This is a genomic window from Armatimonadota bacterium, assembly GCA_031459855.1.
In the GTDB taxonomy this organism is placed as follows: Bacteria; Sysuimicrobiota; Sysuimicrobiia; order Sysuimicrobiales; family Humicultoraceae; genus Fervidifonticultor; species Fervidifonticultor primus.
This window is the reverse complement of sequence record JAVKHP010000001.1, coordinates 2,828,188-2,853,919: the sequence shown is the minus strand read 5'-3', so window position 1 is coordinate 2,853,919 and position 25,732 is coordinate 2,828,188. Positions and strand designations below refer to the sequence as shown.

The 25,732-nt window shown below is 70.5% G+C and carries 24 protein-coding genes, 1 tRNA gene and 1 riboswitch; of the genes, 19 read left to right on the top strand and 6 right to left on the bottom strand.

Translation table 11 applies throughout. The features are described from left to right. Positions 1 to 27: 27 nt before the first annotated feature. The 3 genes from QN157_13100 to QN157_13090 all read left to right on the top strand — a co-directional run bounded on the left by QN157_13100 (position 28) and on the right by QN157_13090 (position 3,661). Positions 28 to 1,110 carry a dipeptidase gene (locus tag QN157_13100; GenBank protein MDR7556529.1) on the top strand — a complete coding sequence of 361 codons (1,083 nt, stop codon included), beginning with the start codon at positions 28 to 30 and terminating at the stop codon, positions 1,108 to 1,110. Positions 1,111 to 1,519: 409 nt separating this feature from the next. Next, positions 1,520 to 1,606, top strand: a riboswitch (cyclic di-GMP riboswitch). Between the two features lie 97 nt (positions 1,607 to 1,703). Next, the gene (locus QN157_13095) at positions 1,704 to 2,117 is read left to right on the top strand and encodes a helix-turn-helix transcriptional regulator (protein MDR7556528.1); all 414 of its coding nucleotides are present in this window, start codon (positions 1,704 to 1,706) and stop codon (positions 2,115 to 2,117) included. Between the two features lie 149 nt (positions 2,118 to 2,266). Then, positions 2,267 to 3,661, top strand: coding sequence for an O-antigen ligase family protein (locus tag QN157_13090; protein ID MDR7556527.1), 1,395 nt, complete (start codon positions 2,267 to 2,269; stop codon positions 3,659 to 3,661). Between the two features lie 20 nt (positions 3,662 to 3,681). On the opposite strand, the gene QN157_13085 is transcribed toward QN157_13090, so the two are convergent. Continuing rightward, entirely contained in the window at positions 3,682 to 5,085 is a 1,404-nt protein-coding gene (locus tag QN157_13085; protein MDR7556526.1) for a phospholipid carrier-dependent glycosyltransferase, read from the bottom strand. A 313-nt stretch (positions 5,086 to 5,398) separates the two neighbouring features. On the opposite strand from QN157_13085, the gene QN157_13080 reads away from it, so the two are divergent. From QN157_13080 to QN157_13030, 11 genes are all read left to right on the top strand, one after another. Continuing rightward, complete coding sequence (locus QN157_13080) at positions 5,399 to 5,731, top strand: DUF5658 family protein (protein MDR7556525.1); 333 nt, start codon at positions 5,399 to 5,401, stop codon at positions 5,729 to 5,731. Between the two features lie 264 nt (positions 5,732 to 5,995). Then, entirely contained in the window at positions 5,996 to 6,205 is a 210-nt protein-coding gene (locus tag QN157_13075; protein ID MDR7556524.1) for a hypothetical protein, read from the top strand. Positions 6,206 to 6,295: 90 nt separating this feature from the next. Then, positions 6,296 to 6,724: a pilus assembly protein gene (locus tag QN157_13070; protein MDR7556523.1), complete on the top strand. Its 429-nt coding sequence runs from the start codon at positions 6,296 to 6,298 to the stop codon at positions 6,722 to 6,724. 15 nt (positions 6,725 to 6,739) lie between these two features. Then, positions 6,740 to 7,642: a Flp pilus assembly protein CpaB gene (gene cpaB / locus QN157_13065; GenBank protein ID MDR7556522.1), complete on the top strand. Its 903-nt coding sequence runs from the start codon at positions 6,740 to 6,742 to the stop codon at positions 7,640 to 7,642. Further along, positions 7,639 to 8,721 carry a Tad domain-containing protein gene (locus QN157_13060; GenBank protein ID MDR7556521.1) on the top strand — a complete coding sequence of 361 codons (1,083 nt, stop codon included), beginning with the start codon at positions 7,639 to 7,641 and terminating at the stop codon, positions 8,719 to 8,721. Before cpaB ends, QN157_13060 begins: the two co-directional genes overlap by 4 nt. 12 nt (positions 8,722 to 8,733) lie before the next feature. Beyond that, on the top strand, positions 8,734 to 9,870 hold the full coding sequence (locus QN157_13055; protein ID MDR7556520.1) for a P-loop NTPase: 1,137 nt from the start codon (positions 8,734 to 8,736) through the stop codon (positions 9,868 to 9,870). Then, complete coding sequence (locus QN157_13050) at positions 9,857 to 11,152, top strand: CpaF family protein (GenBank protein ID MDR7556519.1); 1,296 nt, start codon at positions 9,857 to 9,859, stop codon at positions 11,150 to 11,152. Before QN157_13055 ends, QN157_13050 begins: the two co-directional genes overlap by 14 nt. Before the next feature lie 19 nt (positions 11,153 to 11,171). Continuing rightward, positions 11,172 to 12,104 carry a type II secretion system F family protein gene (locus tag QN157_13045; protein MDR7556518.1) on the top strand — a complete coding sequence of 311 codons (933 nt, stop codon included), beginning with the start codon at positions 11,172 to 11,174 and terminating at the stop codon, positions 12,102 to 12,104. Positions 12,105 to 12,117: 13 nt separating this feature from the next. Further along, positions 12,118 to 13,074, top strand: a complete 957-nt coding sequence (locus QN157_13040; protein ID MDR7556517.1) for a type II secretion system F family protein — start codon at positions 12,118 to 12,120, stop codon at positions 13,072 to 13,074. A gap of 82 nt (positions 13,075 to 13,156) precedes the next feature. Beyond that, on the top strand, positions 13,157 to 14,632 hold the full coding sequence (locus tag QN157_13035; GenBank protein ID MDR7556516.1) for a pilus assembly protein N-terminal domain-containing protein: 1,476 nt from the start codon (positions 13,157 to 13,159) through the stop codon (positions 14,630 to 14,632). Positions 14,633 to 14,655: 23 nt separating this feature from the next. After that, positions 14,656 to 15,069, top strand: coding sequence for a DUF192 domain-containing protein (locus QN157_13030; protein MDR7556515.1), 414 nt, complete (start codon positions 14,656 to 14,658; stop codon positions 15,067 to 15,069). A 75-nt stretch (positions 15,070 to 15,144) separates the two neighbouring features. On the opposite strand, the gene QN157_13025 is transcribed toward QN157_13030, so the two are convergent. After that, entirely contained in the window at positions 15,145 to 15,732 is a 588-nt protein-coding gene (locus QN157_13025) for a hypothetical protein (GenBank protein ID MDR7556514.1), read from the bottom strand. Positions 15,733 to 15,996: 264 nt separating this feature from the next. On the opposite strand from QN157_13025, the gene QN157_13020 reads away from it, so the two are divergent. Next, positions 15,997 to 16,074 (top strand) — tRNA-His (locus tag QN157_13020). Between the two features lie 230 nt (positions 16,075 to 16,304). Next, positions 16,305 to 16,571 carry a hypothetical protein gene (locus tag QN157_13015; protein ID MDR7556513.1) on the top strand — a complete coding sequence of 89 codons (267 nt, stop codon included), beginning with the start codon at positions 16,305 to 16,307 and terminating at the stop codon, positions 16,569 to 16,571. A 46-nt stretch (positions 16,572 to 16,617) separates the two neighbouring features. Here QN157_13015 and QN157_13010 read toward each other — a convergent pair whose 3' ends face one another. From QN157_13010 to groL, 3 genes are all read right to left on the bottom strand, one after another. Further along, on the bottom strand, positions 16,618 to 17,904 hold the full coding sequence (locus tag QN157_13010) for a S8 family peptidase (GenBank protein ID MDR7556512.1): 1,287 nt from the start codon (positions 17,902 to 17,904) through the stop codon (positions 16,618 to 16,620). A 272-nt stretch (positions 17,905 to 18,176) separates the two neighbouring features. After that, the gene (locus tag QN157_13005; GenBank protein ID MDR7556511.1) at positions 18,177 to 19,958 is read right to left on the bottom strand and encodes an NAD+ synthase; all 1,782 of its coding nucleotides are present in this window, start codon (positions 19,956 to 19,958) and stop codon (positions 18,177 to 18,179) included. Positions 19,959 to 20,351: 393 nt separating this feature from the next. Next, positions 20,352 to 21,983 carry a chaperonin GroEL gene (groL, locus tag QN157_13000; GenBank protein ID MDR7556510.1) on the bottom strand — a complete coding sequence of 544 codons (1,632 nt, stop codon included), beginning with the start codon at positions 21,981 to 21,983 and terminating at the stop codon, positions 20,352 to 20,354. A gap of 455 nt (positions 21,984 to 22,438) precedes the next feature. On the opposite strand from groL, the gene QN157_12995 reads away from it, so the two are divergent. After that, the gene (locus QN157_12995; GenBank protein ID MDR7556509.1) at positions 22,439 to 23,167 is read left to right on the top strand and encodes a DUF881 domain-containing protein; all 729 of its coding nucleotides are present in this window, start codon (positions 22,439 to 22,441) and stop codon (positions 23,165 to 23,167) included. A 246-nt stretch (positions 23,168 to 23,413) separates the two neighbouring features. Here the strand turns inward: QN157_12995 and QN157_12990 are convergent, their stop codons facing one another. Continuing rightward, positions 23,414 to 24,586, bottom strand: coding sequence for an acetyl-CoA C-acyltransferase (locus QN157_12990; protein MDR7556508.1), 1,173 nt, complete (start codon positions 24,584 to 24,586; stop codon positions 23,414 to 23,416). Positions 24,587 to 24,996: 410 nt separating this feature from the next. On the opposite strand from QN157_12990, the gene rpsU reads away from it, so the two are divergent. Beyond that, entirely contained in the window at positions 24,997 to 25,173 is a 177-nt protein-coding gene (gene rpsU / locus QN157_12985; GenBank protein ID MDR7556507.1) for a 30S ribosomal protein S21, read from the top strand. Positions 25,174 to 25,200: 27 nt separating this feature from the next. Continuing rightward, entirely contained in the window at positions 25,201 to 25,653 is a 453-nt protein-coding gene (locus QN157_12980) for a GatB/YqeY domain-containing protein (GenBank protein ID MDR7556506.1), read from the top strand. Positions 25,654 to 25,732 lie beyond the last annotated feature (79 nt).

Sequence of the window (25,732 nt, the reverse complement as noted above, 5' to 3'; positions counted from 1 at the left end):
GCATCAGGAAGGAGGGTACGCGTCACGGTGAGCGCAGGATCGTCCGCATTCCCCCCGATCTTCGACGGGCACAACGACACCGTCCTCAGCCTGGTCCGCACCGGCCGGTCGTTCTTCGAGCGGTCGGACGTTGGGCACATCGACCTGCCGCGCGCCCGGGCGGGCGGCCTGGGCGGTGGGTTCTTCGCCATCTACCTGCGCGATCCATCGGTCGCTGACGCGGCCGCCACAGACGCCGCCGTGCTCGAGCGCGCGCTGCGCACCTACAGCGACGAGGCCAGCTGGCCCGAGCCGATGGCGCTCGACTACGCGCAGTCGGCCGCCCTGGACCTCTTCGGGCGGCTGCTGCGGCTGGAGCGGGAGTCCGATGGGGCCGTCCGCATCGTGCGCGCCGCCGCGGAACTGCAGGCCTGCCTGGACGCCGGCGTCTTCGCCGTGCTCATCCACTTCGAGGGCGCCGAACCCCTGGATCCCGACGGACGGGCCCTCGAGGTCTTCCACGCGGCGGGACTGCGCTCGGTGGGGCTGACCCACAGCCGGCGCAACCGCTACGCGCAGGGCGTTCCGTTCAAGTTCCCGCACTCGCCCGACACGGGGCCGGGGTTGACCGACGCGGGCAAGGCCCTGGTGCGCCAGCTGAACGAGCGACGCATCGTCATCGACCTGTCCCACATCACCGAGCGCGGGTTCTGGGACGTGGCCGCCCTCAGCGACGCGCCCCTGGTGGCCACCCATTCCAACGCGCACGCGCTGTGCCCCTCACCGCGAAACCTGACCGACCGCCAGCTGGACGCCATCCGCGAGCGCCGCGGCGTGGTGGGGGTGAACTTCCACGTCGGCTTCCTGCGCGCCGATGGCGCCCGCGACCCCGCCGTCCCCATCGCGCGCCTGGTCGAGCACATCGACTACCTGGTCGACCGCATGGGCATCGACTGCGTGGCGCTGGGGTCCGACTTCGACGGCGCGGTGATGCCCGCCGACCTGCGCGACGCCGCCGGGCTGCCGCGGCTGCTGCAGGCCCTCGCCGACCGCGGCTACGGCCCCGAGGACTTGCGCCGCATCGCCCACGGGAACTGGGTGCGGGTGCTGCGCGAGACCTGGGGGGCGTGAGGCACACGCGGCGGGCCGGTGCGCGGTGGCTGCGTGCGGTGACGCCGCCCGGCGTTCGGTGTCCACAGGCCGCAGTAGCCAAGGCGGTGGCCGGGCCGCGTCCCGCAGCGCGCATGCCCCTGGTGCGATTCACAGCTAGGTCGTAGGGCTGGGGCGCGTCGCACCGTACCGCTCCCGGGGGATAAGTGAGATCCATCGTATGGCGCAGTTGTCTGATGACCGGCGGTGTAGCGTGGGAACCTGCGAAGATCTTGACGGCACTCTCCATGTCTAAAAACCACCCGGTTGGGTAGTAGTAGAGAGTAGCAGCGCACATCGAGAATACAGACGCTGGACACCATCGTCACACCCGGGGATGCGCGTCGGTTACACGCCACGGGCGGGATGGTGGTGTCTCGCATAGCGCGCAGGCGCGGATGGACGCAATGACCTCGTCCCGGTAACAGGTGGGCGCCTCGGGACGGGTGAGCGAGTGGCGCAACCGGCCATCTCATTCACGACGAGTGGGATGGCCGTCGTCTTTGTCAGGGGCTCCGGCAAGACGGCGCGGCCGGTGAACCGTGCCGGTCCATCGCCAGCACAAGGGGGGCGGGATGGCACAAGCCTACGCCGACGTCATCGAACGACTGGCATCGACGCTGGCCAGTCGCGCCGGTGAGCTCAGCGTCGAGGAGAGCGCGGAGTTCGGCCGCGCGCTCGAGGACCTGGCCGCGCGGATCGAGCAAGCGGTGGAGATCCTGCGACAGCTCATCGAACTCGTTAATCCTCAGGGGATCCCGCAGGACCTGCACCTGACGCCGCGCGAGCTCGAGTTGCTGAGCCACTTGGCCGAGGGCCGCAGCAACGCCGAGATCGCCCGCCTCTGCTGGATCTCGGAGAACACCGTGAAGTTCCACATGAAGAACATCTTCCGGAAGCTCGGCGTCCGCGACCGCGGCCAGGCGATGATGCTCGCCCGCGCGATCCAGCGACGGTTGGAGCGCACCTCACCGCCGTCGAGGTCGTAGCTGCGTCCCTGCGCACGCCAGACCGTCGACGTGACTGAGCGAAACGCGGTCGCGACGTGGCTCAGCGTCGAGTCCTGGCCCAGCCCATTGTCGCATCGCAGGTAGGCGACGCCGTTCCGATGGCTGTGGCCAGGACGGCAACCACGCTCATGCGCTGGCTGCTCGTGGCCGGGGTCCTGCTCGTGCCGCTGGCCTTTGGACCAGACGTGCATCTGGCGAAGCGCCTCGTCGTCTGGGCCGTGGCCGTGCCCGCCGTGGTGTTGTGGGCTGGCCGTGCACTGGCGCAACGGAGCCGAGAACAGACCTTGAGACCCGGTGTGACACTGCCTGTCGTGGCGTTTGCAGGCGTCCTGGCGTGGTCGACGGCGCACGCCGTGAGCGTCCCAGTGGCTCTGTGGGGATCGATCTACCGCCATGAGGGTCTTCTGGTCTGGCTCGCGTACCTGGTGGTGGCGTTGTTGACCGCGCACGAGGTTCGGAACGATGCCCGACTGCAGCGGCGCTGGATGGCGGCTCTGGTCGTGGGCGCCATGCTCAGTGCCGGCTACGCCATGCTGCAGTACACGGGGCAAGACCCGATCTGGCGGTATCGCGCGCTGCTGCGGCCCTTTGGGTTTCAGTCGCATGCGGTGTACCTGGCGATGCACCTCACGATGGCCGCGCCGGTCGCGCTTGCGCTGGCCGTGGAACTGCGGTCCGTGCCGGGGCGGCTGGTCGGCCTGCTCCCCGTGCTACTCCTCTATCTTGGGGTGCTGATGACCGCGTCTCGCGTGGGCTGGGTGGGTTTCTGGCTGGCCGCGGGCCTGTGGGGACTGGCGGTGTGGCCGGGGCTGCGACGGACGGACCGGCGATGGCTCGTCGGCACCGGCGCAGCACTGACGCTGCTGACCGTTGTCTACCTGATGCCATGGGGACCGTTCGCCCGAACGTTCGACGAGGCGACGCTGGAACGTGTGCAGGCCGCCGGCGCTCTCCGCGATCCCAGCGACGTCAAGCCGCTCGCCGCCCGGATGATCGGCACCCTGGCAGCGGAAGGCGGCCTGTCGGTCCGCATGATGATTTGGCGCGCGGCGCTCCACGACTGGCTGCAGCGGCCGTGGCTGGGGCAGGGGCTCGACACGTTCCGGCACTATCCCACGGGGTGGCGCCCCGGGGAGGCGTTCTACGACCGCGCGCACAACTGGGTGCTCGACCTCGGCGTCGCGACGGGTGTGCTCGGCGTAGTCGGGTTTGGGTGGACGCTCGTGGCGCTGCTGGGCCCTGCGGTCCGACAGGCGCTTGCGCGCCGCGAGCCCGCGTTGGCCGCGCTGGCCGCGGGGCCTATCGCATGGCTCTTCCAGGTGCAGGTCGAGCCATCGGTCATCGGTACCAACTTCGTGCTGTGGGCGCTCCTGGGGTGCGGGTACGCGGTCGCGACGTCGGGCCCATGGCATGCGGATCGCGAGGGACGGCAGGCCCGCCAGCGCGTGCGTCATGGCTGGAGCATCACGACTCGAGCATCACCAACGGTGTTTGAGGCTGCCAACTGCCTCCGCCCGATATGACAATGGGGTCGGGCAGTCCCCTAGCAAGGATCTGCGCGGTCGCGCAGGGGGAGTGGCTGCGCGCTCACGAGCGCGCAGTCAGGCAGGCTGCGTATGACGAAGGTAGCCACTGACCGGCAGCACGCGGTGTAGGCGAGGGGCGCGGCTGTCAGCACCGGACGAAACATCCCGAACGCCAACGGCATCGCTGCCGCGAGGGCGACGAGCCCGGCACGCGTTGCTGGTCGCCGAGGAACAGGCGTAAGGGCCGCGGCCATCAGCAGGTACAGGATCGGGACGGTCGGCAGGAAGTGAAACAAGAAGACCGTTCGGATGCGGGCGACCCCGAACCAGGGCAAATACGTGAGCCCGAAGGCGACCAGCAGCGCGGCATGCAGGGACGCCGCGCGGGTGTGACGGACGGCCCTACCGGCCACCACCGCCAGCGCGATGACCCCAGGGCCCCACGCAGGGGTGCCCAGGGCCTGGATCGTTGCAAACGTCGTCTCCCCGACGCGCTGCACGAAGTAGGGCAGAGGAGGGGGCGAGAAGAGCCATTGCCAGGGGGCGGATCGCAAGGGATGGGTCTTGCCCACGGCGGGATGGAGGCGAGCGAGCCGGACCTGCTCGTCCACGATGGCTCGTAGCCATGCGTCCTCGGCCCACGGCCAGGCGAGCCATCGACCCCCTACCGTTCCTATATGGGTGAGGGTGTAGACGAGCAGTGGTACCGCCACGAGCCAGAGCGCGACGCTGGCGACGGTAGGCGCCTGGCGACCAGCACGACCGTCGGGCGATCGGCGGATCCGGGGCAACTCGACCAGCAGCGTCAGGACGATCGCCGTCGCTGCCACGAACGCGCCGGACCACTTCGTGGCGATTGCGGCGCCGGTGGCCAACCCTGCGCCCATACGCCAAGGGCGAACCAGGTGCCAGAACCTGGTGCGGACCGTGCGGTGATCCGGGTCGCTGTCTTCGCGATCCAGGCTCCAGCACGCCAGGACCGCCACAGTGAAGAGCACCAGGAAGGCGTCCAGCATGCCGATCCGCGAGTGGACGAAATGCAGGAAGTCCAACGCCAGCAGGCTCGCGGCGATGGTCGCGCTGAGGGTGGAACGCAGGAGCCATCGTGCCGTGACGAAGAGCAAGCCCACCGTCAACGTCCCGGCCACCGCCGCTGAAATCCGCCAGCCGACCGGATTGAACCCAAAGACTGCGATACCCAGGGCGATTAGCCACTTGCCCAGGGGTGGGTGGACATCGGCAGGCGACGGTCCGCCGCACTCCGGCTGGGGACCCAGGGCGAGCCGGCACGCCGCCGGCACGTAGAAGGTCTCGTCGAACACGAAGGCTGCGGGGTGCCCCAGGCCGGCGAGCCGCAGCAGGGCCGCCACGCCCACCACGGCAGCCAGCGCGACCCAGTCTGCGCGAGACCAGGTCGACACCGTGACAGGTTGCGCTCCAGCGCGGGGGACCGGGTGGAACCGGTGAGCCCCCTGTGCCCGTGGCTGCGCCGGCATGACCTCCTCGTCGTCCTGTCGAACACTGTGGGCGGGCAAGATCCGGGGCATTGTGCTCCCGCCTTGGGCCGATAACCAGAGTGTAGCGGGGATGCGGGCTCGCTGCTGCCACCCGAGAGGGTGGACTTTGTGGGAGGGAGTGCCCGGCGGCCACCAGTGGGTTCCGTGCCGGGACCGTCGGCGGTTGCCAGGTCCGGTGCGGCCTCTCTGGCCGTGGGAGGCGATACCGGGAGCGTCAATGGGGAAGGGGAGGATCGCGCTGGGGTCCGTTACCGTGCTGTGGTGTCAGTTCTGGACCATTGCCCTGTTTCAAGCCGCTGACCTCTGGACAACCTACCGGCTGCTCGAGGCGGGAGGGCGCGAGGGCAATCCGCTCATGCGCGAGGTCATCCTGACGCCCATGGCCCCCATCGTCAAAGCCTTCGCGCTGGTCTTCCTGGCGGCGCTGATCGTCCGTAGCCAACGGTATGGCCGCCCAAGCCCCCGGCGCCTCGCCGTTCTCGGGTGGATCGTGCTGGGACTGTACGCCGTCACGGTCGTCAACAACCTCAGTATCGTGCTATTCGCCTAAACTCGACTTTCCGCAACCTCGACCAGCGCACGGGAAAGGCTCCGTCGTACCCGCCGACCCGCTCCTTGAGAAAGGCCACCCGACTCTACCTGCGGGGATCATCGAGGCTGCCGCCCAGCCCGTCCGGAGGGACGGCTCTCGAAGGCTACGCGAACTCTACCTGCGGGGGTAGTAGACCTCTGGCCCCGCCGCGGGATACCGTGTGGCTACTGGCGCAGGGCACCGGAGGCCCCGGCGGCAGAAACTCCAGGGGAGGGATTGCGTATGTTCGAGTACCTGCGAGCGTGGATTTCCACGCGGCTGAACCTCGACGAGAAAGGGGCAGCGGCGACGGAGTACGTCCTCCTCATTCTGGGCGTGGTCCTGTTCATGATCGTGGCTGCATTCGGCCTGCGCAACGTGCTGGGCGAGGCGGTAACCGCGATCGGCAACTGGATCAGCGACGTGAACCCGCCGCCTGTTCCTACACCGTAACGGGTAGCGGCCGTCGCGATCGCACGTGCACACGACACCCCGGGGCCATTCGGCGCCCACCGGATGGCCCCGGGGCGCGAGGGGGGCGCCATGACGCAGCGCGGCCAGGCCACGGTCGAGTTCGTCCTGCTGACGCCGCTGCTGCTCGTGCTGCTGTTCCTGATCTTCGAGTTCGGGCGGGTCTTCGGGTCGTGGCTCATCGTGACCAACGCGGCCCGCGAAGGTGCCCGCTTCGCCATCGTGCAGGCGTTCGATCCGTCGTCGGACCCCGCCATCAAACAGCGGGTGCAGCAGACGGCGCAGTTCTTGACCATCAACGATGCCGCCTGCAGTGGTACGTACGACTCGTGCATCGAGATCGTGCGGACGACCGAGGGCCTCGAGAAGCTGGTGAGCGTGACGGCGCGGTACAAGGTGTACACGCTGATGCCGATCACCGGCGACATCCCGTTTCTCGGGCCGATCAACTACCCGGGGTACCTGGAGGTCGTGGGGACCTCGACGATGCGGTGGGAGTGAGGAGGGCGAGGGCACATGAGGCGCAGATGGATTGTGCCGGCGATTTCCCTGGTGCTGGCGCTGCTGACGACCGGTGTCGTGGTGGGGTACCTGCAGTCGCTGCGCCAGCAGGTGACGGTTGTCGCGCCGGTGGAGACGGCGGCGGTGGTGTTCGCGCGGACCAACGTGGGCGAGCGCAAGCTCGTGATGCCCGACGCGGTGGAGCTGCGTCAGGTGCCGGTGACGGCCATCCACCCGCAGGCGGCCCGCCGCGTGGAGGACGTGGTCAACCGCGTGGCGATCGCGCCGCTCTTCGCCGACGAGCAGGTGTTGACCTCGAAGCTGGCGCCGCCGGGTGTCAACGTGGGGTTGTCGTACGTGCTGCCCCGCGACAAGCGCGCCATGACCATTGCCGTCAACGAGGTGGTGGGCGTAGCGGGCTTCGTCTTCCCGGGCGACCACGTCGACGTGGTCGCCACGGTCAGCCAGGGCGACCTGAACCTGACCAAGATCGTGCTCCAGGACGTCGAGGTCCTGGCCATCGCCCAGAAGGTCGAGCAGAAGCCCGGTGAGGAGCCGAAGGTCAGCACCTCGGCGACCCTGGCGGTCACGCCGGACCAGGCCGAGGTCCTGGCCCAGGTCGACAACAACGGCCGGGTGCGGCTGGCGCTGCGCCCGCACGGTGTGGCCGACAAGGTCCAGACCGCGGGCAAGACGATCCAGACGGCGCTGGGCCGAACGGCGGTCGCAGCAACGCCCCGGCCCGCGGCCCAGACAACGGTCGCGTCCCGCACCGACGGCGTGCGGCGGGCAGTTCGCCAGGCCGCGGCCCGGGCGACGGTGGCGGCGGCCCCACCGGCCCCGCCACTGGTCTACGCAGTGGACGTGTGGCGCTCGACGTCGCGGACCACGGTGCGTTTCGAGGAGCCACGGCGATGAGGGCGCAGGCGCGGCAGGGACAGCACGGTGCGGCGGTCGTCTTCGTCGTCGTCACGTTCCTGGTGCTGCTGCTCTTCGTGGGGATGGCGGTGGACTTCGGCATCCTGTTGCGCTACCGGCGCGCGATGCAGAACGCGTGCGACGCTGGCGTGCTGGCGGGCGCGCTGAACCTCCGGCGCGACCCCGCGTCGGTGGTGCCCACGACGGAACGGTACGCGGCGAACGACATGCGCCGCAACAACATCGCCTGGACCTCGCTGGAGGCGGCCACCTACGACAAGACCTGGCAGCCCACGCTGGTCGGGCCCGACCGGGTGCGGGCCGAGATCCACGCGGTGGTGCCGCTGTTCTTCCTCCGGCTGGTGCGGGACAGCGTCGAGGTCGCGGTGGACTGCGCGGCCAAGCTGACGCCGGTGATCTTGACGAAAGGCCTGGTGCCGCTTGGCCTGAACTACGACGTGTGGGAGCCCTACCATGCGTCCGACTGCTGGGGGTACGTGACGGCCGGCACACTGCTCGACGCCCGGCCCGAACATTGCCGATCGTTCGGAATTACCGTCGACATCAGCAGCAAGACCAACCCGTGGGGCTCGGGCAACACCGGCCTGCTCAGCATGGGCTGCTTCGACTGCCCCAGCGGCGGGGCGCAACAGTGGGAGCAGTACTTCAAGTTCGGCGCGCCCACCCCCTACTGCTACGACATGGGGCAGACGGCCAGCGTCACCGGGGGCACGTATCCTGACGGCAGTCCCACGTTGTGCGCAAACGTCAAGACCGAGACCGGTGTGAAGATCGGCGCCCTCAACCAGGGGATCGGCTACCGGTGCAGTTCGTCCGATCCCATGGACCAGATCATCATGATGCCCCTGCTGAACCCGGCGTACATCGAGGGCGGCCAGGGGACCTACACCACCGAGATCTGGGGGTTCGTGGCGTTCCAGCTCGACTGCAGCCAGGGGAAGCTCACGGGGCAGAATCCCACCATCAACGGCGGGTTCGTCTCGATCGTCAGTGCCCAGGCTGTGGGCACCGAGACCGAGTTCGACACCGGCGTCTACACCATCAAGCTCATCGAGTGAGGAGCGGAGCGCGTGGCCGACCACATTCGCGTCGTCGTCGCCGTGCCCGACGAGGGCACGGCGAACCTGATCCACCGGGTCGTGGCGCACCACCGGGCAGCACGGGTCGTGGCCACAGTGGACACGGACGTGCGGCTGGTGGACGCCGTGACCTACCGGCGGCCCCAGCTCGTCTTCGTCTCCACCGACCTGGCCGACATGCGGGGGTTCGACGTGGCCGACCGTCTCTCGCGCCAGCATCCCGGGCTGTACATCGCCATGGTCTCGCCCCGGAACCGGCCCGAGGAGCTGCGGCGCGCCATGAAGGCGGGCGCGCGCGAATGCCTGTTCGAGCCGCTCAGCGAGGACGCGATCCTGCGGGTGCTGGACGAGGCGCGCGACTTCGGCGGCGCGGTGGCGGCGCGCCGGGGGGCCGTGGTGGCGGTGATATCCAGCAAGGGCGGCGTGGGGAAGAGCACACTCGCCGCCAACCTGGCCGTGGCCCTGCGGCAGCTCGACAGCGGGCGGGTGGCGCTGGTCGACGGCGACCTCTACTTCGGCGACATCGCCCTGCTGCTCAACCTCAAGCCGGAGCGGACGATCTACGAGCTCAACGCGGCCCTCGACGCCGAGGTGGCCGACCGGTTCCTGCTGCCCCACGCGTCGGGCGTCGAGGTCCTGGCGGCACCCGTGCGGACGGAGCAGGCCGAGGAGATCGGCCCGGAACGGTTCCGCAGTATCCTGGGGGTGCTGCAGGACCTCTACGAGTTCGTGGTCGTCGACGCCACCGTCTCGTCGCTGGAGACCATGCTGGCCACCCTGGACGTGGCCGACGTGGTGCTGGCCGTCTCCACGCTCGACGTGGTCTGCTTGAAGGACGTCGCGCAGCTGCTCGAGATGCTGGCGAAGCTGCGGTTCCCCGCGCACAACATCCTGATGGTCGGCAACCGCTACGATGAGCGCATCTCGGTGGCGCAAAAGGACGCCGAGCGCGCCCTGGGCCGGCCGTTCACCATGGTGCTGCCGCGCGACGACCGCGTCGTCGCGGCGGCCAACCGGGGCGTCCCGCTGCTGCTGTCGGAGCCGGGCGCGCCGTTCTCGCAGCGGGTCGTGGCGCTGGCGCGGACGCTGCGCGCGCAGATCGGGAGGGTCGACCGTGTCACTGCGTAGACGCCTGGAGGAAGTCGTCACCGCCGGGGGCGGGTGGGCCGACCCCTACCAGTCCCTGAAGAACACGGTGCACCGCCGGCTCGTGGAGGAGTTCGCGCGGCGCGGCGGCAGCATGGTGCGTGACGAGGTGGAGCGGGACGTCGCCCGCATCCTCGACCGCGAGAACGACCTGCTGCCGCGGGAGGAGCGCGCCCGCCTGATCCGCGACATCGTCAACGAGGCGCTGGGCTACGGGCCGATCGAGCCGCTGGTGCAGGATCCGACGGTCACGGAGGTGATGGTCAACGGCCCGAACCAGGTCTACATCGAGCAGGGCGGCAAGCTCTACCTCACTGACGTCCGCTTCCGTGACGACCAGCACGTGCTGCGCATCATCGACAAGATCGTCTCGGAGGTCGGCCGGCGCATCGACGAGAGCCAGCCCTACGTCGACGCGCGCCTGCCGGACGGGTCGCGGGTGAACGCCATCATCCCGCCCCTGGCGCTGAACGGGCCCTGCCTGACGATCCGCAAGTTCGCCAAGGACCCGTTCACCGACGAGGACCTGATCGCGTTCGGCACCATGACGCCCGAGATGCGGGACCTGCTGCGGGCCTGCGTGCAGGCCAAGCTGAACACGCTGATCTCGGGCGGCACCGGCTCGGGCAAGACGACGCTGCTCAACGTGCTGAGCGCCTTCATCCCCGACGGCGAGCGCATCATCACCATCGAGGACGCCGCGGAGCTGCAGCTCAAGCAGCCGCACTGGGTGCGGCTGGAGACCCGGCCGCCCAACATCGAGGGCAAGGGGCAGGTGACCCAGCGCGACCTGGTGCGCAACGCCCTGCGCATGCGGCCCGACCGGATCATCGTCGGCGAGGTGCGCGGCGCCGAGGCTTTGGACATGCTGCAGGCCATGAACACCGGCCACGAGGGCAGCCTGACCACCGCCCACGCCAACTCGGCGCGCGACGCGCTGGCCCGGGTGGAGACCATGGTGCTCATGGCCGGCATGGACCTGCCGTCGCGGGCGATCCGCGAGCAGATGGCGTCGGCGTTCCACGTGCTGATCCACACCGCCCGCTTCGGCGACGGCAGCCGGAAGATCGTCAAGATCGCCGAGATCACCGGCATGGAGGGCGACGTCATCACCATGCAGGACATCGTCGTCTTCCACCAGTCGGGGTTCTCACCAGACGGCCGCGTGCTGGGGCGCCACGTGTTCACCGGCATCCGTCCCCGCTTCTACGACCGGTTCAAACCGCTGGGGATCGACCTGCCGGTGTCGCTGTTCCTGCGCTGAGGAGGGAGTCGCCGTGGGCATGCTGATCGCGGTGGTCTTCGCAGCGAGCCTGTGGGTGGCCTACCTGGTGGTGGGCCGGCTGCTGGCCCCGCGTGTCGCGGTGGCCGAGCGTCTGGAGACGCTGCGCGGGCACAGCCGCCGGCCGGCGCCGCCGACCGGCCGGTGGAGCGACCTGCCAGCCGCGGACCGGTTGATGGACCGGTTCAGCATGGCGCCGCGCCTCGAGCAGCTGCTGGACCAGGCCGACCTGCCCTTGAAGCCCTTTGAGCTCGTGCTGCTGTCGGCGGTGAGCGGGCTGGCATGTGCGCTGGCGGGCATGGTGTTCCGGCGGGACCTGGTGCTGAGTGTCGTGCTGGGGATGGCCGGGCTGGTGCTCCCGTTCCTGTGGGTGCACCTGCGCCGCCTGCGCCGCCGCGACGCGTTCAACCGGCAGCTGCCCGACGCGCTGCAGACCGTGAGCAACACGCTGCGGGCGGGCTACGGGTTCAGCCAGGGCATGCAGGTGGTCGCCACCGACCTGCCGGCGCCGATCTCGGTCGAGTTCGCGCGCGGCCTGCGCGAGATGAACCTGGGCCTGACGGTGGAGGAGGTCCTCCAGAACATAGCCCGGCGCATGCAGAGCCCCGACTTCGACCTGGCGGTCTCGGGCATCTTGATCAACCGCCAGGTGGGCGGCAACCTCGCCGAGCTGCTCGACCAGGTCAGCACGACCATCCGCGAGCGGGTCAAGTTGCAGAATTTCATCCGTGTGCTCACCGCCGAGCAGCGGCTGTCGGCGATCGTGGTCATGGGCGTGCCGCCGCTGCTGGCGGTGATCCTCCTCGTCGCCTGGCGGGAGTACATGTCGTACCTGCTGTTCACCCGGGTGGGCCAGGCGATGCTGGTCCTGGCCGCCCTGATGCAGGCCGCCGGCATCTACATCATCCGGCGCATCGTGGCCATCGAGGTGTAGGGAGGACCTGGCGATGGATGTGGCCCTCATAGCGGTCCTGGTGTTCGCCTCGGCCTTCACGGGCGGCATGGCGCTGTTGCTGCGCCGGCCCGAGCAGCAGGCGGTGGCCGATCGGCTGCTGGCGCTGGAGCAGCAGCGGTCGCCGCGTGCCGCGGTGCTGGCGCTGCCGTTCCACAAGCGGGTGCTCCTCCCGGCGGCCCAGCAGGTCGTACAGGCCGCCACCCGGTTCCTGCCGCCCCGGTCGCTGGCGGAGGTCGAGAAGAACCTCGTCATGGCGGGGCGGCGGCGGGCCGACCCGGTGGTGTGGGTGCTCCGCAAGTACGTGCTCACCGCAGCCGCCGCGGTCCTGGCGTTCGTGCTGGCCCGGTACGCGCGGTGGCCGGTCGCCCAGCAGTTCGTCTTCACGCTCGCGGCGGGAGGCCTGGGGTACCTGTGGCCCGAGCTGACGCTGCGCCGGGCCATCCTCGACCGACAGGCGCGCATCGTGCGGGAGTTGCCCGAGACGCTGGACCTGCTCACGATCTCGGTGGAAGCCGGGCTCGGCCTCGACCAGGCGCTGGAGACCGTGGCGATGCGCCGGCACGGCCCGCTGTCCGACGAGATCCGCGCCTACCTCGACGAGATCCGCCTGGGGCGTGACCGGCACGAGGCCCTCAAAGCCCTGGGGGCCCGCACCGGTGTCGAGGACCTGATCTCGCTGACCGCCACCCTCGTGCAGGCCATGGAGTACGGGGTGAGCATCGCCACGGTCCTGCGCGTCCAGGCCGACGAGGTGCGCACCCGCCGGCGCCAGCGCATCGAGGAGCGGGCGATGAAGGCGCCGGTGAAGATGCTCTTCCCGCTGATCTTCCTGATCCTGCCGGCGCTGTTCGTGGTGGTGGCCGGGCCCGGGTTGATCCGGGCCTATGCCGAGTTCATCAGGCCCGGTGGCCCCTCGGGGACGTTCGGACCTCCGCGTGTGATCCGCTAACCCCGAGCGGGCTACGGGGGAGCAGATGCAGGCGTACCGACGGCGGCGTTTCGACACTGCACGGCGAGGAGGCTCAGTTCCTATGCGCACGCTGCTTGCGAGTGCTCTTGTTCTGGTCCTAGCAACGATCGCGGCGCCGGTCGTCGACGCCAGCGAGACCGTCGTCGTGCAGGTCAACCACGGGCTGTTGCTCAAGGTCAGCGGGGCCCAGCGCATCGTGGTGGCGGCGCCCGAGATCGCCGATGTGAACCTGATTACGCGCAACGAGCTGATGGTGATCGCCAAGAAGGTCGGCGAGACGACGCTGAGCGTGTGGGATGCGCGGGGCTTCACCACGTACCGGATCGTGGTGGTGCCCGGACCGGCCGAAGACCTCGTGCAGGCCATCACCCAGGTGCTGCGCGAGCCCCGGCTGACGGTGCGGGTGGTCGGGCAGGTGGTGGTCCTGGAAGGGTCGGTGAAGACCGAGGACGACAGGAAGCGGGCGGAGGAGATCGCCAAGGCCCTGGCCGCCGGGCGCACCGTGGCCAATGCCTTGACCGTTGAGCAGACGAAGGCGACGGAGGAGGAGCAGCGCCGCCAGGCCGCCGAGGCCGCCCGGGCCGCCCGCGAGGCGCAGCTACGCGAGGCGTTGCGCGGGTTCCAGGTGACCGTGCGCCTGCTCGACCTGGACACCGCCATCGTCGAGGGCGGGGTTGCTACCCAGGAAGACTTGCGGCGCCTGGAGAGCATCGCCCGGACGTTCGTCAAGAACGTCACGTTCCTGGTGCGCGTCACGTCGCCGCTGCAGATCCGCGTGGACACCACGTTCGTGGAGCTCGACCGTACCGCGCTCCAGCAGATCGGGGTGGAGTGGGGCGGCGGCCAGGCGGCTGACCCGTTCCTCACCGACCCGTTCGCCTTCCACTTTGGGAACCTGAACCAGGGCTGGCCGCTGACGCCGCTGCAACTGTTGGTGGCCCGGCTGCGCGCCCTGGAGGCCCGGGGCGCGGCCCGCACCCTGGCGAACCCGCGGGCGGTGGTGATGCAGGGCCGGCCCGGCAAGCTGCTGGTGGGCGGCGAACTGCCCGTTCCCATCGTGCAGGCCGACCGCACGGTGACGATCCAGTTCAAGGAGTTCGGGATCCGGCTGGAGTTCTGCGTCAACTCGCTGCTACGCAAACAGGGTGACCAGCTCGAGTGCCTGCCCGCGCCGGCGATGAGCGGCGGCGAGGGCCTGATGATGGACCTGCGCGCCGAGGTGAGCACGCTGGACTTCTCCAACGCCATCGTGGCCGCCGGCTTCGTGATCCCGACCATCCGTAAGCGCGAGGTGCAGACGTCGGTAATGCTGCGGCCAGGGGAGTTCCTGCTGCTGGGTGGGCTGATTCAGCGCGAGCAGAGCCAGAACGTGCAGAAAGTCCCGCTGCTGGGTGACATCCCCGTGCTGGGACAGCTCTTCCGCAGCACCCGGTTCCAGCGAGGCGAAACCGAGCTGGTCGTCTTCGTCTCGCCCAGCGTGGTCACACCGACCCGGGAGGCGCCACCCGTGCCGGCAGAGCCCACGTCGTCGCCGTAGGGGTCCCACGGGGGAGGCCCGGGATGTACGTGATCAACCGGACGCGGGGTACGTACCTGGGGGTGAACGTGCAGGTCGCCAACTCCTTTCGTGCGCGCCTGCTCGGCCTACTGGCGCACCGCGACCTGCGGTTTGGCGACGGTGTCTGGCTGGTGCCGTGCAACTCCGTGCAGACGTTCGGGATGCGTCACCCGATCGACGTCGTGTTCCTGGACGCAGACCGCCGGGTGGTCCGGGTGGTGCGGGGTGTGCGCCCGGGCCAGATCGTCTGGCCGGTGCCCCGCGCCCACTCGGCCCTGGAGCTGCCGGCGGGCGTGGTGCACAGCAGCGAGACCCAAGTTGGTGATGTCGTCGAGTTCGTCAGCGAGCCGGCCGGCGACGCGGGCACGCGCAAAGAGATGGAGACGGTCGGGACTGCGAACCGGCAAGGACCGTAGAGGCCCGCCGGGGTGCGGCGCCGCGCCGCCGGCCCGGCGCGTGCGCCGCACGCCTGGCGCGCCTCGCGCACACGGCTACGGGGTACAGCGTCGGACGTGGCGGGTGCCTTCCGCCGTACAGCGGCCGGGGCACGGGTCCCACGTGATGCGCAGCGTGTCGCGATCGTAGACCGCCATGCCGTACCAGCGCCCCGGCGCGACGACTTCGACGTACGCCGGGAGCGCGAGGCCGTGGCGGCGCAGCACGGCGCCCACGGCCTCGGCCTTCGCCAGGGCCAGCCGCCGGGCGCGGGTTGTGGTGGTGTCGGCCGCGAGCTCGATCGTCGCGCGCACCTGCGGCTGCGCCGTCCCCACCGCGCGCACGCACACCTCGGCAGGCTGCTCCGGGACCAGCGCCGCCCGGACGGCGTCGAGCACCGCTGGATCGATGGTGGGGCGCACGGCGCTGACCGGCGCCGCTTCGGGCACCGGCTGCGGCCTGCTGAGCACGTAGTCCGAGACCGCGTAGCCAGCAGCGAAGAACGCCACCACCAGCAGCAGGCGCATACCCAATGCGACGCCCTGCCGGCGCAGCCGGAGCTCTTCTTCGAGGCGCGCGCGCGCCTCGAGGCGGAGGCGCTCCTCCTCGTAGATGCGCTGCCGGAGTTCCGGCGAGACCGTCACCGTGCACACCTCCCGCGCGTGCCACGGGCTCCGGCCCCCGCAGGCACGCGTCTTCCCCGGACGCGCGTTCCTCTCCGGACGCGACGCCTCGCGCCCCGGGCTGCCGCGTCGGACCCGAGAAGGATGTACCCAACGGCCTGCGCGCTCAGGCACCACGTCCACGCCCGGTCGCCCGTGGCCCGACGGTGCCACGCGTCCGCACGTTCCGCACGTCGGCGTGTGTGGCGAAGCGCGGGTGCCTGTGCTAGAATGACCCCCGGCGCGGTGGCCGTAGCTCAGCCTGGTGAGAGCGCCTGGCTGTGGCCCAGGAGGTCGGGGGTTCGAATCCCCTCGGCCACCCCAGACTAGACTCTAATCAGGACGCGGGTTTCAGCCATCGGGCTGGCCCCGCGCTGCTCGTCCCTTCGGTAGTTTGCCTTGACGGTTCCGCCAGGGATCGCCGCGGGTGAACCTGCCAGTGCCAAGGCTTCGACAGGCTCCTGGATGACTACCGGCGCGTGGTCCGTGGTATATATCCAGTGAGTTTCCCCTCTTCCCCGCAGGGGTGGATCCAACGAACAGGAGGCCGGAAGATGGCAAAGCCCGTGCACTTGCGCATTGCGGTTCGCGATCAAGTCGGCAACGTCACCGTGATGGACGCCACCGGCTACGTCAACGAGCCGCCGGTCATCGATCAGGTGATCATCGATCCACCCATGCTCCTGCCAGGTCAGACGGCGCGCATCACGATCCTGGCGCGCGATCCCGAGGGCGAGCCCCTGACCTTCGAGGTGACCGCTTCCGAGGGCACGATCGAGCCGACCGAGCAGCCCAACGTGTTCGTCTGGCGGCCGGCCTAGCGCGGTGTCGCTGGACGGCCGGTGCGTCAATGGACCGCCTGGTGCGTCACTGGACCGCCCGGTACGCGTTGATCCGTCCGTGGGCCCAGTAGCGGCCCGTGCCCCGGATCCTGTCGGCGGTCCGCTCGATCCTGTCGCGGATGCAGCTGTTCCTCTCGCAGCCCGTCGCCACCCACCGGGTCCACCGGAGGCCCGCGAGCCCCGCCACGAACGGCGTGGCCATCGAGGTGCCGCTCAGGGCGTCGTAGTCCTGCTTGTAGTTGTACTGTGTCGTAAGGTAGACGGGCGCATTCGGCATCGTCGACAGGATGGCAACACCGGGGGCGGCCAGATCGACCCAATCCTTGCCCCAGTTGGAGAACGCGGCCTTGCGGTCGTCCTGGTCGGTCGCGGCCACCGCGATGCACTGGGGGTAGGCGGCCGGATACATCTTCGCGTTCGTGCCGCTGTTGCCTGCGGCGCAGGCGAGCACGGAGCCCGCCGTCCACGCGTTGGCGATGGCCGACTCGAGGAAGAGCGACGGCGAGCTGCCCCCGAGGCTGAGGTTGATCACGTGCGCCCCCTGCTGCACCGCCCACATGATCCCGTTCATGACGGCGAAGTAGGTGCCTACGCCGCTGGCGTTGAGCACCTTCGCCGCCAGCAGGCTGACGCCAGGATCGCCGGAGCCGCCGGTGGTGGCCCAGTTCATGCCCGCCACGCCCGTGGCGTTGTTGGTGAGGGCGCCGATGATCCCCGCCACGTGGGTGCCGTGCCCGTTGTCGTCCTCGGCGTCGCTGTCGTCGTTGACGTAGTCGACTTGGGCGACGATCGGAGGCAGGTCGGGGTGGGCGGTATCGATTCCGGTGTCGACGACCGCGATCTTCACGGTACTCCAACCCTTCGTGATGTCCCACGCCAGCGGGGCCTGGATTCTCGCCAACCCCCACTGGGTGACGCACCCGTTGCGCGACGAATCGTAACAGGTGGTCTTGTAGTACGGATCGTTCGGCTCGGCGAGGGCGGTCGCGATGCCGTTGCGTTCCACGTGTTCGACGGCGGGATGGCGCGCCAGCACCTGGAGCAGCGCCTCCAGCCGCTGCGGCGGGACCTTGAGCAGGTGGACGTCGAGACCGGCGATACGGCCCACCGCGCGCACGCCAAACGACCGTGCGAACACCTCGGCGTTCACGCTGACGCTGGGCCTGAACTTGATCAACAGCTCGTCGGGGACGTAGGTGCCGGCGCCCGCTGGCACCGGCACCGGCGGCGGCGCGGACGTCCCGCTGTTGGCGCCAGCCAGGACCAGCAGGAGTACTACGAGGACAGCCCATGCTCCCCCAGGGTTACGCATCGGCCTCATCTCCTTGCGCCGGAGCCGGCGCGTGGCTCCACCGTGATGGGGGGTGACGGCTGCGGGGACCTCAGGACGTCGCGGGTGAACGTATCTCCCGTAGTCGCACGCTTCTCGTGGGCCAGAGCCGTAGGCCAGCCCCGCGTCCCAACCGACGGACTGGACTGTAGTTCGCATTCCTGCCCGGGGTTTCCTGTCGGCATGCAGTCGTGGCCGCCGCCGACGCGGAACTGCGGACTACTGCCCGCGCGCAGGAGCGTTTGGCGTCCTCGTCAGCTTGGCCCGGTCTGGGACGGCGGCGCCGACGCGGCCGGGGCGGTGCGCGGGACAGCCGCATCCGCCGCCGGGCGGTAGGCGTTGGTGATCGGTAGCCGCCGGTCGCGGCCGAAAGCCTTGGGCGTGATCTTCACGCCGGGCGGTGCCTGGCGACGCTTGTACTCGCTGCGGTCGACCAGGCGCACGACGTGCGCCACGGTCGCGGCGTCGAACCCCCGCGCCACGATCTCCTCGGGCGGCGTGTCCTCTTCGACGTAGAGGCGCAGGATCGGGTCGAGGACCTCGTAGGGCGGCAGGCTGTCGGTGTCCCGCTGGCCGGGGCGGAGTTCCGCGGTGGGCGCCCGCTCGAGGATACCCTGCGGGATCACCGCACCTCGCCCGTTGCGCCACCGCGCCAGCTCGTAGACCAGGGTCTTGGGCACGTCCTTGATGAGGGCGAACCCCCCGGCCATGTCGCCGTACAGCGTGGCGTACCCGCACGAGTACTCGCTCTTGTTCCCGGTGGCCAGCACCAACCAGCCGAACTTGTTGGACAGGGCCATGAGCAGCGTCCCGCGGATGCGGGCCTGGATGTTCTCCTCGGCGACGTCGGCGGGCCGGCCGGCAAACGCCGGGGCCAGCGCCCGCAGGAACGCGCCGAAGACCTCGCCGATCCCGATCTCGAGCACGTGCACGCCGAGGTTCGCGGCGACCTGTGCGGCCAGCACCCGGCTCTCCTGCGAGGTGTAGGGGGAGGGCATGAAGGCTGCGTGCACGCGCGCCGGGCCCAGCGCATCGGCGGCGATGGTGGCCACCAGCGCCGAGTCGATGCCGCCCGAGAGCCCCACGACCACGTCGGTGAAGCCGTTCTTGCGCACGTAGTCCCGCAACCCCAGCACCAGGGCCGTGTAGACCTCCTCGGTGGGCGACAGCGGCTCCACCAGGTGCGCCGGCAGCGCGGGCCGCGCCGCAGGGGCGCGCAGGTCGAGGGGCACCACCGGCGTCGGCAACACGGTCTCCTCGGGCTCGCCGGCGCGGTGGAGGGCCTGCTGCTGACGTGCCCGCCGGACGGCTCCGAGGTCGAGGTCGCAGACCAGGAGGTCCTCCTCGAACTGCGCTGCCCGGGCCCGGACCGTCCCGGTGTGGTCCAGGACCACGCTGGCGCCGTCGAAGACCAGCTCGTCCTGCCCGCCGACCAGGTTGACGTAGGCGATCGCGGCGCAGTAGTCCTGGGCGCGCGTGCGCAGCATCTGCTCACGCTCCCGCCACTTCCCGGCGTGGTAGGGCGACGCGTTGATGTTGACGACCACCAGGGCGCCGCCCCGCGCCACCGCCTGGGGCGGGCCTCCGGGCAGCCAGATGTCCTCGCAGATGGTCACGCCGACCGGCGCGTCGGGCAGGGCGAAGACCGGGCAGTCGCCGCCCGGGTGGAAGTAGCGCTTCTCGTCGAAGACGCCGTAGTTGGGGAGCCGGTGCTTGTAGTAGGTGCCTACCTGCCGGCCGTCGGCGAACACCGCGGCGGCGTTGAACAGCCGCTGGGCGCCGTCCACGAAGCCCACGACGGCCACCAGGCCCTGCGTGCAGGGCGCGATGCGCTCGAGCGCGGCGCGGTTGGCCCGCACGAAGTCGGGCCGCAGGAGCAGGTCCTCGGGGGGATAGCCGGTGACGGCCAGTTCGGGGAAGGCCACCAGGTCGACCCCCAGGGCGCGCGCGCGCGCCAGGGTCTCGCAGATCCGGCGGGTGTTGCCGTCGATGTCGCCGACGGTGGTGTTGATCTGGGCGAGCCCGATGCGCAACATACAGGCCCTCCGTTGACCGCTGCCGGGCCACCGGCCCCGCTGCTCGCTCGATTATACCCTGATGCGGTGTCTCGCGCGTCCGGCGCAGACGCCCACACTGGCGACCCGGGCGCGGGAACGTATCATCGTGCCCCGTGCCCAGTAGGGGACACGCCGGGCCCGTCGACGCGGCGAGGTGCTGGAGCCGACGCCGGCGCCCATCCATGCCCATGCTCCGGGGACCACACTCCGGGGGCCCGATAAGGACCGGCCGTCCGCCGCGTGCAGCCCCGGCCGTCGCTCGTGCCGTCAGGGAGCCGCCGGAACCCGGGAAACGGCGCGGCCGGCGGCGAGGGTGCTCGCCGCCGGCCGCCAGCGTCGTCGCCCGATACGCCGGGGCGCGTGGGCCAGCGCCTAGAACTCCTCCTCCGGCATGCCCCCGGCACCGGGCGTGGGGGTCGCCGCCTTCTTCTTCTCGCGCTTCTCGACCACCAGCGCCTCCGTGGTCAGCAGCAGGCCGGCCACGCTGGCCGCGTTCTGCAGGGCGAGCCGCGTGACCTTGGTGGGGTCCACGATGCCGGCCTTGACCATGTCGGTGAACTCGCCGGTCAGGGCGTTGAAGCCGACGCCCGGCCGCTCCTTCTTGATGCGCTCGACAATGAGCGAGCCCTCGGCGCCCGCGTTGTGGGCGATCTGGCGGGCCGGCTCCTCGAGGGCCCGCCGCACGATGCTCACGCCGATGGCCTCGTCGCCCTCGGCCTTCACGGCATCCAGCGCCGGGATGGCGTTGATGAGGGCCACCCCGCCCCCGGGCACGATGCCCTCCTCGACGGCCGCCTTGGTGGCGTTGAGGGCGTCCTCGAAGCGGTGCTTCTTCTCCTTCATCTCGGTCTCGGTCGCCGCGCCGACCTTGATCTCGGCCACGCCGCCGGCGAGCTTCGCCAGCCGCTCCTGGAGCTTCTCGCGGTCGTAGTCGCTGGTGGTCTCCTGGATCTCCTTCTTGATCTGGGCGATGCGGCCGTCGATGTCGGCCTTCTTCCCCTTGCCGCCGATGATGGTGGATTCTTCCTTGACGGCCTTGAACTTGTCAGCCCGCCCGAGGAAGTCCAGGTCGACGCTCTCCAGCTTCACGCCGATGTCGTCGGAGATGACCTTGCCGCCGGTGAGGATGGCCATGTCCTGCAGCATGGCCTTGCGCCGGTCGCCGTAGCCGGGCGCCTTGACCGCAACGCTGTGCAGCACCCCGCGCAGTTTGTTGACCACCAGGGTGGCCAGGGCCTCGCCCTCGACGTCCTCGGCGATGACCACCAGCGGCTTGCCGGTGCGGATGACCTTCTCCATCAGCGGCACGATGTCCCGGGCCGCCGAGATCTTCTTCTCGGTGAGCAGGATGTAGGGCTCCTCCAGGACGGCCTCCATCTTGTCGGGGTCGGTGATGAAGTAGGGCGAGATGTAGCCGCGGTCGAACTGCATGCCCTCGACGACCTCGACGGTCGTCTCGATGCCCTTCCCCTCCTCGATGGTGATGACGCCGTCCTTGCCGACCTTGTCCATGGCATCGGCGATGATGTTGCCGATCTCGGGGTCGTTGGCGGCGATGCCCGCCACGTGGGCGATGTCCTCGCGCCGCTCGACGGGGATGCTCTGCTTCTTCAGCGCCTCCACCACGGCCTCCACGGCGCGATCGATGCCGCGCTTGAGCACCATGGGGTTGGCGCCCGCCGCCACGTTCTTGAGCCCTTCGCGGACCATGGCCCACGCCAGCACCGTGGCCGTGGTAGTGCCGTCGCCGGCCGCGTCGTTGGTCTTGCTGGCGACCTCCTTCACGAGCTGCGCGCCCATGTTCTCGTAGGGGTCTTCCAGCTCGATCTCCTTGGCGACGGTGACGCCGTCCTTGGTGATGGTGGGAGAACCCCATTTCTTCTCCAGCACGACGTTGCGCCCCTTGGGGCCCAGGGTCACGCGGACCGCACTGGCCACGCGCTCGACTCCACGCTCGAGCGCGCGGCGCGCGTGCTCGTCGTAGAGCAACAGCTTGGCAGGCATCGGTTCCCTCCTCCTGTGGGGATTGTGATAGCACTCTCGACCGTCGAGTGCTAATCTGCCTCTATTGTGGAAATCCCGGCACGCCAGATCAAGCCCCTGACGGCCAATGGGCGCCATTGGGGAAGCCGAAAGGCGAATTTCTTGGCAAAGATCTCCCGATTTCGCTCATTTTCTCGCGCTCTCTCAGTCGAGCGCTGGTGCAGTATCAGCTCAGCGGGGCGTGGGCAGGGTGAACCGACCCCACGAGGAATCGGGGCGGCGTTCGTGGGGCCGATAACGACGCCCGCAGACGCCCTCGACGCCCCGCTGGGGGCGATGCCCCGCTGCGGGCAATGCCCGGCTGGCGGGATGCCTCGCTGCGGATAATGCCCGGCTGGGGGCGATGCCCCGCTGCGGGCGCGCAGCGAGACCGGGCGCCCTGGGTGACCGATGCCAGTGCTATACTGACGTTGCCCATGGGATCCTCCCGTTCGCGCTGGCCGGTCGGGCTGGCCATCTTCCTGCTGGTCATCAGCTTTCTGGTGGCCGCGCATGTGCGGAGCCGCCAGCCGCTCCGCCAGGAGGTCCAGCTCCCGACGTGGCGCGTCCAGGAGCTGGCGGTGCTGGTGCGCCAGCAGGAGGAGGCCCGCCGTCTCCTCGAGGCCGAGCTGGACGACCTGCGTCGCCGCGCCCAGGCCTACCAGGCAGCCCTGGTGGAGGGACGCGAACTCACCCAGGCGATGCAGGAGGAGATCGCCCGGTACCGTCTGATCCTTGGGCTCGTGCCGGTGGAAGGGCCGGGCATTCGGGTGGTCCTGGCCTCCGGGGCACCGGACGGTCCGGGGGTGCTCCCGGCGGTGGTCGAAGCCCAGGACCTGTCGGCGCTCGCCAACGAACTGTGGTCGGCCGGGGCGGAGGCGATGGCGATCAACGGCGTACGGGTCCTCGCCTGGAGCGCCATCCGCCAGCTCGACCGGACGATCACGGTGGATGGCAAGAGCACGACGGCGCCGTACGTGATCGAGGCCATCGGCGATCCGGCCGCGCTGCAGGCGGCCCTGGCGATTCGCGGCGGGTTCGCCGAGGGACTGCGCGCGGTGGGGCTGCGCGTCGGCGTGCAGGCCCACCAGCGCCTGCGCCTGCCCGCCCGCCCGGGGCTCGAGCCGTTCCGCTACGCCCGGCCCGCGTCGACACCCCAACAGTAGCGCAGCGCGCGCAGACGTCCGGGCGCGGGCGAGCACCGCGCAGACACGCGAGCGCGGCCGCCGCCAGCTGACCCGGAGCACGTCCGGGCACCGCTGGCCGTCGCGACCGCGCCGCCCACCCGCTCGCGGAACGCCTGCCGCGCTTGGGCGCCGGTCTCGTTCCATCGCTTCAGTCGACCGGGCCGTGCGGCAGCGCCCGTCGGAGACGGGGCTTTCATTCTATGCAGTGCCCCACACTGGCGTCAACTAGTCCGGCCGCTCCACCGCCAGGGCGACCGCTTCGCCGCCGGCCAGGCACACCGCCGCGACGCCGCGGCGCGCGCCCCGCTCCTCCATGGCGTACAGCAACGTGGTGAGGATGCGCGCGCCGCTGGCACCGATGGGGTGGCCCAGGGCCACGGCGCCGCCCCGCACGTTCACGCGCTGCAGGTCGAGGCCCAGCTCTCGCGTCACCCCGAGCACCACCGCGGCGAACGCCTCGTTGATCTCGAACAGGTCGACCGCCTCGAGGCTCCAGTCCACCTTGCGCAGCAGCGCGCGGATGGCATGCGCCGGCGCGATGGTGAACCACTCGGGCGCCATGGCGGCGCCGGCCTGGCCCACCACGCGCGCCAGGGGCCGCAGCCCCAGCCGTCGGGCGGCCTCGCCCGACGCCAGCACGACCGCCGCGGCTCCGTCGCTGATGCTGCTGGCGTTCGCCGCCGTGACGGTCCCGCCGGACTCGAAGGCCGGCTTGAGCTGCGGAATCTTCTCGAACTGCACGCGCCGCGGCTCCTCGTCCTCGGCCACCGGGGCGGCGCCGTCGACGGGCACCGGCACGATCTCGGCGCCGGCGGCGCCCGAGGCCATGGCCGCCAGCGCCCGGCGGTAGCTCTCCGCGGCGTAGGCGTCCTGGTCTTCGCGCGAGATCCTGTGGGTGCGGGCCAGGAGTTCGGCGCAGTTGCCCATGTGGATCTTGTGGTAGGCGTCGACGAGGCCGTCGCGCAGGATCACGTCGACCAGCGTACCGTCGCCCAGCCGGTACCCCGTGCGAGCGCGCTCGGCCAGGAAGGGCGCGGCGCTCATGTTCTCCATGCCGCCGGCCACCACGACCTCGGCGTCGCCGGCAGCGATGGCCTGCGCGCCGAGCATCACCGCCTTCAGCCCCGAGCCGCACATCTTGTTGACCGTGGTGGCCGGGACCGTCTCGGGCAGCCCGGCGGCGAGGGCGGCCTGCCGTGCCGGTGCCTGCCCCAGGCCGGCGCTCAGCACGTTGCCCATGATGACCTCGCTGACCGCCGCGGGCGAGACGCCCGCGCGGCGGACGGCCTCGGCGATGGCCACGGCACCCAACCGCGGCGCGGCCACCGTGCTCAGGCCGCCCATGAACCGCCCGATCGGGGTGCGCGCAGCGCCGACGATCACGACATCTGCTGCCATGAGACTCCCTCCTTGCTTTCAGTCTATCGCAGGGCGCACCACCCGGCCACGCACGCCATGCCCCGGAACCGGACCCGCACGGGGGCCCCTGTGACAGCGCGTGGCAGGGCTGCGCGAGCGCGTCGCGCGCCTGGAGCGACCGGACCCGGACTGGGTTCCCCGTGCCAGCACCGATAGGCTGACGGGCCCCGTGTTTTGACACCCTTTTTTCGTGGGGTGTATAATTTATGTATCGCGCGGCCCGGCACGGGATAGGCGCCTGCGCGCCAACCGCGCGGAGGTCGATGGCGGCGGGTCTTCCGGCACCAGCGTCGGGGGCCTGCCGGCTGTTGTATGGGCGTCAGGGACGGAAGGCCGGCCGCATCCCGGCGATCCGGACCCGGTCCGGACGCGAGAGAGGGTGGGGAACGATGGCCGAAGTGCGCGTGGGCAAGGACGAGACGCTGGACGCGGCGCTCAAGCGGTTCAAGCGGCAGGTCAAGCGGTCCGGAATTCTCACCGAGGTCAAGCGGCACGAGCACTACGAGACGCCGGGGCAGCGGCGCCGCCGCAAGCTGGCGCGCGCGGCGAAGCGCCGTCGCAAGTAGGCGGCGACCGGCCCGGCCTGAGGGCGCATGGGCGTGGGCCTGCGGGAGCGGCTGGAGGCGGATCTCAAGGAGGCGCTGCGGGCGCGGGACGCCATCCGGACCTCGACGATCCGGCTGGCGCGGGCGGCGCTGCAGAACGCCGAGATCGACCGCCGGCGGCCGCTGACCGAGGCCGAGATCGTCGAGGTCCTGCAGCGCGAGGTCAAGCGGCGGCGCGAGGCGATCGAAGGGTTCGAGCGGGGCGGGCGTCCTGACCTGGTGCAGCGGGAGCAGCTGGAATTGGCGATCCTGCTGGGCTACCTGCCGCCCGGCCTCGACGAGGCCGAGGTGCGCCGGCTGGCCCAGGAGGTGATCGCCGAGGTGGGGGCCAGCAGCGAGCGCGACGTGGGCCGCGTCATGGGGCCGTTGATGCGCCGCGTGGCCGGGCGCGCCGAGGGGCGCACCGTCGAGCGCATCGTCCGCGAGCTGCTGCGCGGATGAGACCTGTGGCTGGCCGCGGGTGACCGCGGCGCGCGGGACCGACGCGAGAGCCCGGGTCACCGCCCGGGCCTCATTCTTC